Annotated in this window: 13 protein-coding genes and 1 pseudogene; 6 read left to right on the top strand and 8 right to left on the bottom strand. The window is 35.3% G+C overall.

Going from position 1 to position 13,945, the window contains the following annotated elements; translation table 11 throughout:
- The first annotated feature begins 1 nt into the window (after position 1).
- Genes HJ01_RS11075 through HJ01_RS11065 form a run of 3 tightly spaced genes read left to right on the top strand, consistent with a single transcriptional unit; the run spans position 2 to position 2,797 of the window.
- Positions 2-1,201: an MFS transporter gene (locus tag HJ01_RS11075; RefSeq protein WP_007138498.1), complete on the top strand. Its 1,200-nt coding sequence runs from the start codon at positions 2-4 to the stop codon at positions 1,199-1,201.
- A complete protein-coding gene (locus tag HJ01_RS11070) occupies positions 1,198-1,695 on the top strand; it encodes a cupin domain-containing protein (RefSeq protein ID WP_238531083.1) in 498 nt (165 codons plus the stop codon). Before HJ01_RS11075 ends, HJ01_RS11070 begins: the two co-directional genes overlap by 4 nt.
- Before the next feature lies 1 nt (position 1,696).
- Complete coding sequence (locus tag HJ01_RS11065) at positions 1,697-2,797, top strand: alpha/beta hydrolase (RefSeq protein WP_007138496.1); 1,101 nt, start codon at positions 1,697-1,699, stop codon at positions 2,795-2,797.
- 260 nt (positions 2,798-3,057) lie between these two features.
- Here the strand turns inward: HJ01_RS11065 and HJ01_RS17740 are convergent, their stop codons facing one another.
- The 4 genes from HJ01_RS17740 to HJ01_RS11050 are packed head-to-tail and all read right to left on the bottom strand — an operon-like array spanning position 3,058 to position 4,663.
- Positions 3,058-3,234, bottom strand: coding sequence for a hypothetical protein (locus HJ01_RS17740; RefSeq protein WP_007138495.1), 177 nt, complete (start codon positions 3,232-3,234; stop codon positions 3,058-3,060).
- Positions 3,221-3,499 (bottom strand): hypothetical protein, encoded by a 279-nt coding sequence (locus HJ01_RS11060; RefSeq protein WP_007138494.1) that lies wholly within the window; start codon positions 3,497-3,499, stop codon positions 3,221-3,223. The genes HJ01_RS17740 and HJ01_RS11060 overlap by 14 nt, the downstream gene beginning before the upstream one ends.
- A complete protein-coding gene (locus HJ01_RS11055) occupies positions 3,496-3,906 on the bottom strand; it encodes a DUF5675 family protein (RefSeq protein WP_007138493.1) in 411 nt (136 codons plus the stop codon). The genes HJ01_RS11060 and HJ01_RS11055 overlap by 4 nt, the downstream gene beginning before the upstream one ends.
- 1 nt (position 3,907) lies before the next feature.
- Positions 3,908-4,663, bottom strand: a complete 756-nt coding sequence (locus HJ01_RS11050; protein WP_007138492.1) for a hypothetical protein — start codon at positions 4,661-4,663, stop codon at positions 3,908-3,910.
- Between the two features lie 942 nt (positions 4,664-5,605).
- Between HJ01_RS11050 and HJ01_RS11040 the strand changes: the two genes are divergently transcribed.
- Positions 5,606-5,902 carry a hypothetical protein gene (locus HJ01_RS11040; RefSeq protein ID WP_007138490.1) on the top strand — a complete coding sequence of 99 codons (297 nt, stop codon included), beginning with the start codon at positions 5,606-5,608 and terminating at the stop codon, positions 5,900-5,902.
- A gap of 253 nt (positions 5,903-6,155) precedes the next feature.
- Here the strand turns inward: HJ01_RS11040 and HJ01_RS11035 are convergent, their stop codons facing one another.
- Both HJ01_RS11035 and HJ01_RS11030 read right to left on the bottom strand, forming a co-directional pair.
- Entirely contained in the window at positions 6,156-7,211 is a 1,056-nt protein-coding gene (locus HJ01_RS11035; protein WP_007138489.1) for an NAD(P)-dependent alcohol dehydrogenase, read from the bottom strand.
- Between the two features lie 49 nt (positions 7,212-7,260).
- Positions 7,261-8,355, bottom strand: a complete 1,095-nt coding sequence (locus HJ01_RS11030) for an alkene reductase (RefSeq protein WP_007138488.1) — start codon at positions 8,353-8,355, stop codon at positions 7,261-7,263.
- 370 nt (positions 8,356-8,725) lie between these two features.
- On the opposite strand from HJ01_RS11030, the pseudogene HJ01_RS17360 reads away from it, so the two are divergent.
- Positions 8,726-8,947 (top strand): annotated as a pseudogene (locus HJ01_RS17360) (integrase core domain-containing protein); the annotation flags it as partial.
- A 177-nt stretch (positions 8,948-9,124) separates the two neighbouring features.
- Here the strand turns inward: HJ01_RS17360 and HJ01_RS11025 are convergent.
- A complete protein-coding gene (locus HJ01_RS11025; protein ID WP_007138487.1) occupies positions 9,125-10,024 on the bottom strand; it encodes an MBL fold metallo-hydrolase in 900 nt (299 codons plus the stop codon).
- 567 nt (positions 10,025-10,591) lie between these two features.
- On the opposite strand from HJ01_RS11025, the gene HJ01_RS11020 reads away from it, so the two are divergent.
- A complete protein-coding gene (locus tag HJ01_RS11020; protein WP_007138486.1) occupies positions 10,592-10,768 on the top strand; it encodes a histone H1 in 177 nt (58 codons plus the stop codon).
- Between the two features lie 149 nt (positions 10,769-10,917).
- Here the strand turns inward: HJ01_RS11020 and HJ01_RS11015 are convergent, their stop codons facing one another.
- Positions 10,918-13,935: an AAA family ATPase gene (locus HJ01_RS11015; RefSeq protein ID WP_007138485.1), complete on the bottom strand. Its 3,018-nt coding sequence runs from the start codon at positions 13,933-13,935 to the stop codon at positions 10,918-10,920.
- Positions 13,936-13,945 lie beyond the last annotated feature (10 nt).

Below are 13,945 nucleotides of genomic sequence, written 5' to 3'. Positions count from 1 at the left end.
AATGACGATAACTAAAAATAATCCAGAACAAAACAAAGAACCTGCGTGGAATGCAGTATATGCAGTAGCTCTTGGTGTGGCTGGATTAATCATATCAGAGTTTTTGCCTGTGAGTTTATTAACTCCAATGGCGGAAGATTTATCAGTGACGGAAGGTGTTGCGGGACAGGCAATATCTGTCACGGCGATGATTGCGATGCTAACAAGTTTAATGATTGCCACCTTCACTAAACGGCTAAACAGGCGTTGGCTTTTACTATCGTTTTGTCTTTTACAAATTCTATCAAATCTCTTAGTTGCCTTTGCGCCAAACTTTGCAATACTCTTGATTGGTCGCGTGTTATTAGGCATTGGTATTGGTGGCTTTTGGACCATGGCGGCTGCCACAGCAATGCGTTTAATGCCTAAAAAACTGGTGCCTAAAGCGCTTTCGGTTATTTTTGGTGCGGTATCTATAGCAACAGTCGTCGCCGCACCGGTGGGTAGTTATCTGGGCACTCGCATAGGTTGGCGCAATGTATTTCTACTTTCAGGGGGCATAGGTGTAATCGCTTTGATATGGCAAACAGTATCATTGCCATCAATGCCGGTAGATAGGCCCGCAAAATTTAGCACCTTGATAAAAGTTTTAAAACGACCCAATGTGAAATCGGGAATGTTTGCTGTCTTAGTATTATACATTGGTTATTCTACATTTTTCACTTACCTGCGTCCTTTTTTAGAGACCGTGACTGGAGTAAATGTGAATATGTTATCAACCATTTTATTAGGCTTCGGAATTGCAAATTTAATAGGTTCTATATTGGCAAGATATCTTTTAGAATGGAATTTATATAAGTCATTATCTATCGCACCCTTATTTATGGGAGTTATAGTGGCACTGTTGGTGTTGTTTGGTGGTTACACAATTATCGCAGCCACGTTAATTGCACTTTGGGGTTTGTTGTTTGGCGTGTTACAAGTAGGCTGGGTAGCCTGGCTTACCAACACCATCCCTGATGAGACAGAAAGCGGAGGCGGAATTCAGGTTGCCACCATACAATTGGCTATTAGTTTAGGAGCCGTAATTGGAGGTGTTTTCTTTGATTACACAGGGGCAATTGGCGTATTCATAAGTAGTAGTCTATTTACATTAATAGCTTCGGTTGTAGCTATAGTAGCCTTTAAAAAACAGCAAAAATTTAATAAAGCAGAACATTGAAAAAAATAATAAATCTAACGATTCTAATAATCACGAGTTTACTAATCGTGGCTTGTTATAAATCTAAAAAATCAGAAACAATGACAACAGAAAGCAATACATCAATTTTTCCAAAAGGAGAAAAATTACCAAACGACTGGTTTACAGGAAATGCATTTTTAACAAAGTTTATATCAAAAGATAAAAATAACGAATTTTCGGCAGGTAATGTTACGTTTGAACCTGGTGCAAGAACAAAATGGCATACACATCCAAAAGGGCAAGTATTAATCGTTCTTGAAGGTGAAGGGTTTTATCAAGAAGAAGGCAAACCGGCACAATCTATTAAAAAAGGAGATGTTGTAAATATCCCCGAAGAAGTAAAACATTGGCACGGCGCTTCCGCAATTAGCAAAATGGCCCATATTGCTATCACAAATTACAAAGGCGATGTGCAGGTAACTTGGTTGGAACCTGTGAATGACGCAACTTACAACGAGATTAATAATCAATAAAATGAAAATACTAAAAATAACTGCAGTACTTATTATGGCAGTAGTAATAGTGTCTTGCAACGAAAAAAAGGAAAATAAGATAGAAACACAAACTGAGCCAACAAGTACAGCATCAAAACCTGAACTAGAAGAATTGGCAGCGAGTGATTTCACCACCTTCAAGGTAAGTCACAATGTGAAATTTTACCGTGTTTCCTTTAAAAATCAATATAAAATGACTGTTGTTGGGCATCTTTTTATACCAAATAAATTCGATAGAAATGATAAACATCCTGCAATTATAGTTGGTCATCCAATGGGTGCCGTAAAAGAACAAAGTGCTGATGTCTATGCGTCCACAATGGCAGAGAGGGGTTTTATCACTTTAGCCATAGATCTCTCATTTTGGGGTGAAAGTGAAGGTGAACCTCGCAATGCTGTGTTACCAGATATTTATGCCGAAGATTTCAGCGCTGCGGTTGATTATTTAGGAACACGTAAGTTTGTAGATCGAAATAACATCGGAATTATTGGTGTTTGTGGAAGTGGGAGTTTTGTGATTAGTGCAGCTAAAATAGATCCCAGAATGAAAGCAGTTGCCACCGTGAGTATGTACAATATGGGTGATGCCAATCGGAATGCACTCAATCATTCCCAAACCTTGGAACAAAGAAAACAACTGATAGCCGAGGCAGCCGAACAGCGTTATGTGGAATTTAGTGGTGGAAATATCCAATATACAGGCGGCACGGTACACAAATTAAACGAAGATACCCACCCTATTCAGAGAGAGTTTTTTGATTTTTATAGAACACCACGAGGAGAGTTTACACCTAAAGGCACAACGAAGGAAACAACGACACACCCAACGTTGAGCACTAATACTAAGTTTATGAATTTCTATCCATTCAATGATATAGAAACCATTTCACCTCGTCCAATGTTATTTATAACAGGTGACAAAGCCCACTCAAAAGAGTTTAGTGAAGATGCCTACAAACGTTCAGCAGAACCCAAAGAACTTTACTATATTCAAAACGCAGGCCACGTTGATTTGTATGACAGAGTCGACTTGATCCCTTTCGATAAATTAGAAACGTACTTTAAAAAGTATTTAAAATAAAATCTAAACTTAAATACCAAATTTCAATACTCGCAGCTTTTTATTAAAAGAACTGTAGATCCAAAGAACGAAGAATTAAAAGGAAAACGGTTTAAGCCAAACTTGAATAACTGTTTTCTTTTAATACCAATCAAACATTGCGGACAATTTATTATTTAATCTGCTGCTGCGCTTACAAGTAGCCGTTATATCAAGAAAGCCTGATCTCTCGATCAGGCTCTCATATAAATTCGGGAAAAGGTTACCAATCCAAACCCAAACTATTTTTTTCTAAATTTTGTTAATCCTTTTAAAAGGAGCGACACAATAAAACTAATAATCGCTCCTACAATTGCTAAGATAACTGTTTTTACAATGTCTTCAGAAACGATGTTAGGGACTACACTCAGTAAAGTTCCAGATGCGGTTCCAATTTGCAGGGTGTTATTTGATTCCATCACGTGGTAAATTTTGATTGTCTTTTCTCATTCTATTTATGAGTTCCTCTTCTTCTTTCGCAGCATCATCAACTGTCATTTGACTCACTGCAGAAAGGACTCCTCCAGCAACTGCCAAATATCCCGCAACACTAACAACAACTGTTGGCAAAACTACTGGTGCCGCAATCACGCTTCCACTAAGTGCTAACAAGGCCAAACCAATACTTCGCAATACCCTGAAAAACTTCGGAGTGGGCGATTTTGTTCTTTCTACTACATTCATAATACTATTTTTTTAGATTGAATCCTTATTTTCACTTCTTCGTTGTTTGCCAAAGCTTTATAAACAATAGCTTTCAACTTCTCCAATGCTTTTCTAGAGCCACTCCCTTTCCCGATTCCGGTTTGTATCGTTAGAGGAGCGATACAGCCCAACAGTTCTTTTGTAGCATCATTAGCAGGATGGATTAATATAAAATCTCGACCTGGAACATTTTGTAAATGCAAATGCCATTTGAATTTTGGGCTAAACCGCTTCTGTAAAACGTATTCTCCTTCAGGAATACAAGAAATGCGCCTTTGGTTTTCCAACCAGGGCAACTCGATGGTATAACAAACTAGAATGCCGTTCCATTCCAAAAATCCTTGTGTTCCCTCGGGAAAATAGCTTCTATTTAATACTACAACCATCTTACAGACCGCTTACCTGTACCAATGCTAGTGGATTGTAAGCCCCATTTTTCAAAGGATACATTCTACCATTTACTTCCTGATAAAACTCCACTCCCAAAGCCAAAAACAACGGACTTACACTGTTGGGAGTCACTGCATTCAATTGATTAATGGCTAAAACTGGAGTGGAATCCCACGGTTGTATGGCTGTTTCAGAACTGGAAACCACAAAAGTTTCCGCCTCAAAATTAATTTCGGCTCCCGCAGAAATCATTTTATAATGAGTAGTTCCACCAGGCGCAGCAATCATATTTGCAGGAACAAAAGGATCTATAGCAATTGAAATTTCGCCTGCAACTCTATCAATAGTTCCTACAAAAGGAACAAACAAAGTCGTACCTAATTTACCATTAATATTGAAGTCAAAACCAACAAGCAATTCCGCTTCGCCATCAATTACATTACGCAATCCCCTTTCGTTCACTAAATCCGCTTGGATCACTTTAATCATAGATTGAGTCAAACGGCTCACCATTCTACTATCCGCAGAATTGATCAATAATGTTCTAAATGCTGTTCTCAGCGTTTTTCCAGCTTTACCTGCTCTCCCAAACTCAGCACCGTTTTCACGAGTTCTTTGGAATGCTGGATCGCTTTTGATTCGGCTGGCATCAACACCGCCCTTTTCACGAGCCAAATGCCCGTCCTTGGTTTTGTAAAAGGTAATATCTCCGATAGTACCTTTCAATTTAATTATGCCTTTCTGTCTTGCCATAATTCCTAAAATTTAGATTAATTATTCAATTAAAACTCTTTCAATCATCATCCTGTTGCAACACTTTTCGATTGATTATGAAACAAATTTTAGCCAATTAAATCACATAAAAAAGACTCCCCCATCCCATATGTCACTTTGTGACACAAATGGCATAAAATGACCTAAATACCTATTTACAACCAACATTGACGGGAGTAGATTTCCGCTTCTAAACCAAAGGAATTATTTACTATTTTTATGGAATGCCTGAACTTGAACCAAATAGGTTTCAAGCTAGGCACAGCCAAATCAAAGTCATAGATAGAGTATGAGAGCCAAAAACAAGAGATTATGTATCTACCCTAAGGACATACAACGCATAACCGGAAAGAGTTATCGTCAAAGTATTAGACTACTTCAAAAAATGAGGATTAAGTTAAACAAACTAGAAGATGAGTTTGTGTCTATTGAAGAATTTTGCCAATTTACGAGCCTTAAAATTGAACAGGTTGAACCTTTAATAATTGGATAGATTTTATGTTTTAGGCAACTAAATTTTGAACCGATTCCAGTTCAAAAATAGTACTCAACTAGTTCAAAGTTTAAACAATGAAAGGACTTTTTTTACTTTGATAAACCTTTAATTATCACTATATTTACAGTGATAAGATTACATGATTTTTTACCTATAAATCGTAGGAGTAAAATCGAGACCCTTGTTTTAAAATAGTTTGCGAGACATCGTAAACACTAGCATAAAAAGAGGATTACAAATCCCTCTTTCTCCGCGGAATTAAAACCCTAACTCTTATAAAAAAAGGCGTTAGGGTTTTTTATTTACAATATATCCCCACAATTCACTCTTTTCAGTTTTATTAACTTGAGAATAAAAATGGAATCACATAAATTATCCGTAAAAGGGTCCTTATCGATTTACTTTGAATTAACGATCAATTGAAAATGTTTTTCAATAACAACACTGAATATGCAACCCTCATAAATTTCCTTACCGAAAAAAAATATTATAATGATGACGATATCCCTTTACCAACTTTAAAAGAGATTAAATCTAAAACTGGATTAAAAACCAAACAACTTTTAAATATCTATCAAGAATTATTTGAATACCATTCAAATAAAACATTAGAATTTAATAATAAAGAATATTTCTTCTTTATAGATTTTAATAACCTGTTTGTTATTTTAACTCACCAATACAAAAATATTTGGAAAGACATAAAAAAATCAAATAATTAGTATGACAAGTTCACGTATGCTTTTGGCCCTTCTGGTTGGAGCCATGATAGAAGTACCATTACCATAAAGCAAATAAGGAGCGAAATGGCAGAAGCCTAAGCACTGTCACAACCTAAATCTATAGGCTCTAGATCTGAGCCATTTTTGGAAAAAGAAATGGAACTTAATTTAACTCGGTAGTTTACTACAAATAAAAACAGCATCTAAAATTACTTTAGATGCTGTTTTTTTATGCGCTGTAAAAAAATTATTTTTATTTAAGCGATTTCATATCAATTACAAATCTGTATTTAACATCATTGCTTGTAACACGATCATAAGCTGTGTTAATATCTTGCATATTGATAAGCTCAATATCACTAGTGATATTATGTTCGCCGCAGAAATCTAACATCTCTTGTGTTTCTTTAATACCTCCGATTAAAGAACCGGCAATACGCTTACGTCCCATAATGATATTTCCACCATGAAAAGGCTTCAAAGGTTCTACTGCACCAACTAAAACCATTGTTGAATCAATTTTAAGTAATCCTAAATAGGGATCCATTTCATGACCTACAGGAATGGTATTTAAAATAAAATCGAAACTATTTTGGTGTTTTTTCATGTCGGCTTCATCTTTCGACACTAAAACTTCATGAGCACCTAAACGTGTAGCGTCTTTTCCTTTTTCTGGCGATGTTGTAATCATAACCACATGTGCACCTAATGCATTGGCAAATTTAACGCCCATATGACCTAATCCTCCTAAACCTACTACTCCTACTTTATCTCCTTTTTTTACGTTCCAATGACGTAATGGTGACCATGTAGTAACTCCTGCACATAATAGCGGTGCAGTTGCTGCTTCGTCTAAATTTTCTGGAATGCGTAGTACAAATTTTTCATCAACAACTACTGAAGTTGAATAACCTCCGTAAGTTTGTTTCCCTTCAAGATGTTTATCTGGGCTGTTGTAAGTAAATGTTGCTCCATTTTCGCAAAATTGTTCTAAATCTTTCTGACAAGAAGAACAAGTCTGGCAAGAGTCTACCATACAACCTACTCCTACTAAATCACCTACTTTATAGCTACTAACACCATTTCCTACCTCTACCACTCGACCAATGATCTCATGTCCAGGTACCACAGGATAGGTTGATCCATTCCATTCATTTCTTGCTGTATGTATATCACTGTGACAAACACCACTATAAGTGATATCAATTTTTATGTCATCTGTTCCTACAGCTCTTCTTTCAATATCTAAAGGTTTTAAATCTTCTGTTGGTGCTGTTGTACCATACGCTTTTACTGTTGTAGTCGCCATTGTTATGTTGTTTTTAAAGTTACTATTAATTCGATTTCTGTATTACTATTTATTTAGAAGCTTCTGGATAATCTGTATATCCTTCTGCTCCTCCTGCGTAGAACGTACTTTGATCCCACTCTGCTAAATCTAAGTTGTTTTCAAAACGTTCTACTAAATCTGGATTAGAAACGTATGGCTTACCGTAAGCTACTAAATCTGCATACCCTTCTTCAATTACTTTATTTCCTTTTTCTTGATCAAATTCCGAGTTAATCATCAATGTTCCATTATACAAAGGACGGAAATGTTTAGCTATTTGTGTCACAGCATATGGTATTTCTGAAACATCTGTAAAAGGTTCAGAAAGATGCACGTATGCTAAATTATAATCATTCAATTTTTTAATGATGTATTCAAACGTTGGGATTGTTTCTTCATCCATAGTCGTTCCGAATGGACCGTTTAATGATGGATTAAAACGGGCTCCAATTTTTTCCTGCGGAATAACTTCTTTGATCGCGTCTAGAACTTCAAAAAATATACGGGCTTTGTTTTCAATACTTCCACCATACTCATCTGTTCTGTGATTAGACGTTCCGTTAAAGAACTGCTGAAACAAATAGCCATTAGAGGAATGTATTTCTACTCCATCAAAACCAGCTTTTACTGCATTTGCAGCTGAATTTTTAAAATCTTGTACCGTAGTTTTAATATCTTCAATGGTCATTTCCTTAGGCGTAACAGTATCTTTAAAACCTTCTGGAGTAAATGATTTATCGTTAGGATTGATAGCTGAAGCGGATAATGGTAATGCTCCATGATGAAAATCGGGATGAGACATACGTCCTACATGCCACAATTGAATAAAGATTTTCCCTCCTTTATCATGTACACGTTTGGTTACTTTTTTCCAACCTTCTACTTGCTCATCTGTATAGATACCAGCTGTATTGATATAACCTACAGCATCACGAGACACTTGCGAGCCTTCTGTAATAATTAAACCTGCTGATGCACGTTGCTCGTAATACAAGCCATGTAGCTCATCCGTTGCAACGTTGCCTTCATTATCTGCTCTACCACGTGTCATGGGCGCCATGACAACTCTGTTATTGAGGTTAATATTTTTGTTATATGGTGTTAATAAATGTTGCTTGCTCATATTGTTTTTAATAAAATTATTAATAACCACAAAATTACATAACCGTCACGCAAATATCATTGACCTATATCAATTAAGATAGATTTAACTGTTTTCCTATGTCTACTTAAGTTTTCTGGAGTGACTCTTAAATAGTTTGTACCGATTCCTACTTAAAATTAACAGGTCGTTCCAGGACAAAGGGCACTATTTCTAAAAGTGTTTTTAATCCAGTTGCTCCAGTGCATAGAACAATCGATTTTGTGCCACTTCTTGAGATCCAAATATGGAGCGAGATACTATTCCGTCTTTTGTAATTAAAAGCTATTGCGGAGTTCCTTCTGAATCAAATTGGTTATAGACCAAATATCCTTCATCCAGGAAAATAGGAAAAGGAGGTTGTTGGGATAATGCTGTAGCTGAAAGTTTTTTTAAAACAATAAAATATGAATGTTTATATAGGTATAAATTTAATACATATCAGCAATTATATAATTGTAAATCTGATTATATACAGTGGTACAATACACAAAGATTACATTCTAGTTTAGGTTATAAAACACCCTTGCAAAAAGAAATAGAGTTGAGAGGTTTATTTAAAATAGCTGCTTAAGTAAATTAGTCACAAATTTTGTAGTTATTCCAGCTGCAAGTGTATAATTTGAAACAAACGATTCTTTTAAAACAGATTTCTATTCTAAAAGAATCGTTTCTCTTTGTTTTATTTTTTGGTAAACAACATCGATGCGCCCTTATTGGCTAATGAAAATTTTTGTTATGGAAAAAATATCTAAATTCTTCCCTGCTCTTTCAATTTCCAATATCGTAATAAGCCATTAACAGACATCCAGCTTGGATTGGCCAGTTCATAGGTTTGTATTTCTTCCGAATGCAATCCTTCTGCTAAAAACTGACTTCTGGTGTAGGCCATAAATTGGGGTACAATTTCCTCAGGAGGGGTTTGGTTATCATAAAAAGGTTTGATAAAATTAGCCCAGTCATCGATCTTAATTTCTAAATTGGTTAATAATTCCTGGGGATTGTATTGTAAAGAAAAGTGGGTAAGATACAAGGCTTGCGGCTTAAGATTCTTTAGCTTATGAATCGATTTTTTCCATAATTCTACATTAATATCTGGTGGCGGACAAGGTGGTGCGACCGGACCATCTCCAATTCTTACTCCAGCTACATCGCCTGTAAAAATGATATCATCAATCTGATAGGCATTATGATGTACTGCATGACCGGGCGTGTACCAAACTTTGATTTGTGCATCTCCAAAATCGATAGTATCACCCTCATCTACAGGAATTAATTGTTCTTCCGGAATAGATTCCATGGTACCCCAAAGCATCTCCATTTTATTTGTATAAATCATTTTTGCAGAATTCCACAATTTCTCCGGATTGGCTAAATGGGGAATTCCAATGGGATGCACATATATTTTAGCGCCGTTTTTAGCAAACTTCCAGGCAGCACCGGCATGATCAAAATGAATGTGGGTGAGTAATACGTGTTGGATGTCTTCGACCTGGTAGCCTAAATCCTGAATTCCTTTTTCTAGACATTCCCAAGTTGATTCCGGACCCGTTTCGATAAGAATCGGACCCTTTTCGGTTTCGATTAAAAAGGCACCTATAGAGTGCTTTTCAGATTGAAAATATAAATCGATAGTATGAATTTTATACATAATTTGATTTCTTTAATTTGCTCCAATTTAGCCTTTATTTACTCGTCATCCTCAACAATATTTATTTCTAGGGTTATATTTAACGTTTACATCTCTATTCCTATTTTGTTTATTTAAGCATTTGAGAAATTTAATTGTACTTCAAACTGATTTATAAATGCCATTTGGATAAAAAAAGATAAACCGGTTTGCATGATAGTAGCTCTAATTACTTTTAGAAAAGCAAAGCATTACAAAAAAATGAGTTGAAATATTGGCAAACAATATCCTAACTCATTTTAATTCATTTAATTGTCCTGTCCTGAAATAACGATAGACAAATAGTATCCTTATGGAAAAACACGAAGAAATACTTTATTTTAAGCAAAACCAAAATTTTATCTACTAAAAATATCTTACAATTCTGGTTGTGCGAATGGATCAGGATGACAGCTATTTTTCACCTTTAAAACTATCAAATTATTTGCTTTAGCCACTCATAATAAAAAGTGAGAATTTTAACATTAAATTATTTCTCTCTAAGTTCCAAAATTCTATTTTTGCGTCCTAATTTAATAAAGCATTACCATGAAAGATTTAATTGAAAAAATCAACGCTGAATTCGAAACATTTAAAACAGAATCTGAATCACTAATTGAGAAAGGTGTAAAAGCAGCAGGAGCTAGATCTCGTAAATCAACTTTGGAACTAGAAAAACTTTTAAAAGAGTTTAGAAAAGTTTCTGTAGAAGAATCAAAAAAATAAATTTAATTTATCATTATAAAGCCTATTAGTCTGACTAATGGGCTTTTTTTATTTCCTGTTCTTTATTTACTTTCAATATTTAAAATACTTAACTAAGGCTCTTGAAAATAAAATCATCTTTAAAGTTTATTGTTTTTTATAATTATCCGTTATTCAATTTCAATTGTACTATATCCAGCGCCTGTTCTAACCAGTTTTATTTTGGTACCAATACGATCTTTTAATTCTCCCACATGTGATATGATACCAATAGATTTATTGCTTTCATTTTGCATGTTCTCGAGGATGCTTATCGCCTGATCTAATGATTCTGGGTCTAAAGAACCAAAACCTTCATCAATAAACAAGGACTCAATTTCAACATTTCGGGCTGCCAAATCAGATAACCCAAAAGCCAATGCCAGACTTAACTTAAAGGTCTCTCCACCTGACAAGGAAGATACGGAACGTTTGGTATTTCCCATATAGGTATCGATTACTTTTAAACCATCAGAATCATTGGCAACATCCAATAAATAGCGGTCTGAAAACCCTCTAAGACGCTGATTTCCATACTCCAGTAATTGCCTCAATGTTAAGTCCTGCACGAAATTGGAGAATTTTTTACCCATAGCGTCTCCAATAAGCATATTCATTTTACTCCAAAGAGACAAATCCTTATTTAAAGCATCCAGCAGTTCCTGGCTACTCTTTTGCTTTACTTTGTTTTGATTATCAATTTCAATTCGCTTTTCTTGGTCCCAAATGTGTTTTTGAAGTTCAGTCAATTCTTGTAAAACTTTGGGAAGTACTATTTTTAGTTCATCCATCGTAACCGAAGTATCATTTAAACGTTCTTCTTCGGCCAAAGCTTCATCAATTGCCTTAAGACTAGTCTGAAGTCGGATCTCGTTGTCCTTCAAATTTTGTAACTTTTTACGAATTTGGTTTGCAGTAGATTCCTCCAGTATTTTTGATTTCAACATTACCAATGAATCGATCTCCTTTTTTTGAAGTTCAGGCATAAGGACAGCTAATAATTGCTCTTTTAAAGCTACCGTTTTTGCTCTACTAGATTTAAATTCAATTAGCTGTACCGTAAGTCCATTAAGTTCTGAACGACTTACGCTGAATTTTCTAGTCAAATCACTGACATCGGTATTGATATCTTTTTTATTGTAAACCGACAACAGCGTTTCTTTTGCTTTTATATATGCTGCTTTCAAAACCGAATAACTATTGTTTAGTTTTTCCATTTCGTTCAAAACTACTTTGGCCTTTATGTATTTCTCTAATTGGTCTAATTCGGTTTGCTCTTGCTGAAAGTTACTAAACTCGGATTCCCATTTTTCGAGGGTCTCTGTCTTATTCCACTTCAATTGCAAACACAATGTCACAATATCATTTTCTAAAACTTGAAAAGCGGCTGCTCTTTTTTCTAAATCTGATTCATCCTTTGAATTGCTTGTTTTCAAACTCGCTTTTTTTGCTTCCGATAGCAATATATTTTTCTTTACCTCTTCTAATTTTTTTGTCAATTCATCAAATTTGTCCTGTAGTGTGCTAACCAAAACTTCTTCGATACTTTCAACGTATGGATGACTTTCAGATCCGCATAACGGGCAAGGTTCGCCAGGTTCCAGCTCAGCACGATGTTCATCCAGACTTTTACGTTGCTTCCAGTTTTCCAGCTCCAGCTTTGCTTTCTCAACTATTGGAAGTAGTTTGTCCAATTCTGCTTTTTGCTCCTTTTCTGTTTCAATAAAACCATTGATTTCACTGAACTGCCTTTTGATTTTAATTTTTAACTCTGCTATTCCTCTGTTCTTTTCGTCATATAATTTCCGATTACCAATCAACTGGTTCGCAGGCAAAACTAGTTTTGACAACTCCTCTTTTTTTGTACGAACTTCGTCAATAGTAGAAAGTCCTTTACGTGTTATTTCAGCTTCAATAGTTTTTAACTCCTGTGCAATTTGCAGTGACAGATTTTCATTTTCTTTCAAAAATATTTCAAACGTTTTAAGATCCTGTAATTTGTCCTTTATACGCTGCGCTTCCTGCTTGGCTTCATTTAATTTTTCTTTTTCTGCTTCCTGCAGAGAAAGTACCTTTATCCTGAATTCATCCAGTAAAACCTCGAGTTTATCTTCTGTTACCTCTTTTCCAATCAATTCGGAAGCGGATTGAATCAACTCCTTTTTAGTTTTTTCAAAATCGAAGACACGCTGCTTCCCTTTTTCAATTGCAACAGAAAGTCCTGATATCTCTTTATCTGCCAGTTCAATCTGAAGCATTTGCTCTTTAAAAACTACGACACTATCATGAACTTCTAACTGCTTTTCTTGACTTGAAACTTCTTTTTTATTTATCAAAAAAGCATTCCATTCCGTTTGGTTTATCTCTCTTCTTTGGATGTTTTTAAGAATACTTTCTTTCAGTGCTTTTTTACTTTCGAGTTCCTTTAGTTTTGCCTCATTAGCAATAAACAATGGCTTTTTCTCTACTATATCATCTTGGATCTCTTTTAAAACTTCAGCAGTCAACAAAACCGTTTCCCCCATTTTAATTTGTTGGGTTTTTACGGACTCTTCCACTCCTCTATATCTTTGGAATACTGCCCTACCTATCTTTCTATAAATAGAAGAACCCGTAATCTCTTCTAAAAGTGCATTTCGATCGTCCTTTTTAGCCAAAAGTAATTTAGAAAACTGGCCTTGGGCAAGAATCATCGATTGTACAAACTGATTGTAATTTAGCCCAATAATTCGTTCGTTTTCACTAACCACTTCGTTGACGCTTGAAACTAAAATGATACCAGTTGCAACCTCTGTTAATTCTTGTTTTCTGCTAGCTAATGTACCCGTTCTGGTTCTACGAATTGACCAGGATGACAAGTATCGCTTCCCTTTAACCTCATATTCTACTTCTGCATAACAATCCAAGGCGTTTTTAGTTAGCACAACTCCTTCCTCTTCAATTATTTTTTCGCTGATTGCTTTCTCTATTCTAGGAATTTTATTGTACAAGGCCAAAGTAATCACATCCAGAATGGTTGATTTACCTGTTCCTGTTGCACCTGTTATTACAAAAAGCCCCGCTTCGCCAAGGACACCATTTTCAAAATCGATGGTATGTTCCCCTTTAAGAGCGTGTATGTTTTTAAATTTTATTTTACAAATTTTCATATTACCGTTT

This window comes from Flavobacterium frigoris PS1 (assembly GCF_000252125.1).
In the GTDB taxonomy this organism is placed as follows: Bacteria; Bacteroidota; Bacteroidia; order Flavobacteriales; family Flavobacteriaceae; genus Flavobacterium; species Flavobacterium frigoris_A.
The sequence above is the reverse complement of the archived record's forward strand: the minus strand, read 5'-3'. Positions and strand labels throughout refer to the sequence as shown.

What these genes read in the sequence shown, in the direction of transcription:
- HJ01_RS11075 (WP_007138498.1), top strand. Translation starts at nt 2, where the DNA reads ATGACGATAACTAAAAATAATCCAGAACAAAACAAAGAACCTGCGTGG.
- HJ01_RS11065 (WP_007138496.1), top strand. Translation starts at nt 1,697, where the DNA reads ATGAAAATACTAAAAATAACTGCAGTACTTATTATGGCAGTAGTAATA.
- HJ01_RS17740 (WP_007138495.1), bottom strand. Translation starts at nt 3,234, where the DNA reads ATGGAATCAAATAACACCCTGCAAATTGGAACCGCATCTGGAACTTTA.
- HJ01_RS11060 (WP_007138494.1), bottom strand. Translation starts at nt 3,499, where the DNA reads ATGAATGTAGTAGAAAGAACAAAATCGCCCACTCCGAAGTTTTTCAGG.
- HJ01_RS11055 (WP_007138493.1), bottom strand. Translation starts at nt 3,906, where the DNA reads ATGGTTGTAGTATTAAATAGAAGCTATTTTCCCGAGGGAACACAAGGA.
- HJ01_RS11050 (WP_007138492.1), bottom strand. Translation starts at nt 4,663, where the DNA reads ATGGCAAGACAGAAAGGCATAATTAAATTGAAAGGTACTATCGGAGAT.
- HJ01_RS11040 (WP_007138490.1), top strand. Translation starts at nt 5,606, where the DNA reads ATGTTTTTCAATAACAACACTGAATATGCAACCCTCATAAATTTCCTT.
- HJ01_RS11035 (WP_007138489.1), bottom strand. Translation starts at nt 7,211, where the DNA reads ATGGCGACTACAACAGTAAAAGCGTATGGTACAACAGCACCAACAGAA.
- HJ01_RS11030 (WP_007138488.1), bottom strand. Translation starts at nt 8,355, where the DNA reads ATGAGCAAGCAACATTTATTAACACCATATAACAAAAATATTAACCTC.
- HJ01_RS11025 (WP_007138487.1), bottom strand. Translation starts at nt 10,024, where the DNA reads ATGTATAAAATTCATACTATCGATTTATATTTTCAATCTGAAAAGCAC.
- HJ01_RS11020 (WP_007138486.1), top strand. Translation starts at nt 10,592, where the DNA reads ATGAAAGATTTAATTGAAAAAATCAACGCTGAATTCGAAACATTTAAA.
- HJ01_RS11015 (WP_007138485.1), bottom strand. Translation starts at nt 13,935, where the DNA reads ATGAAAATTTGTAAAATAAAATTTAAAAACATACACGCTCTTAAAGGG.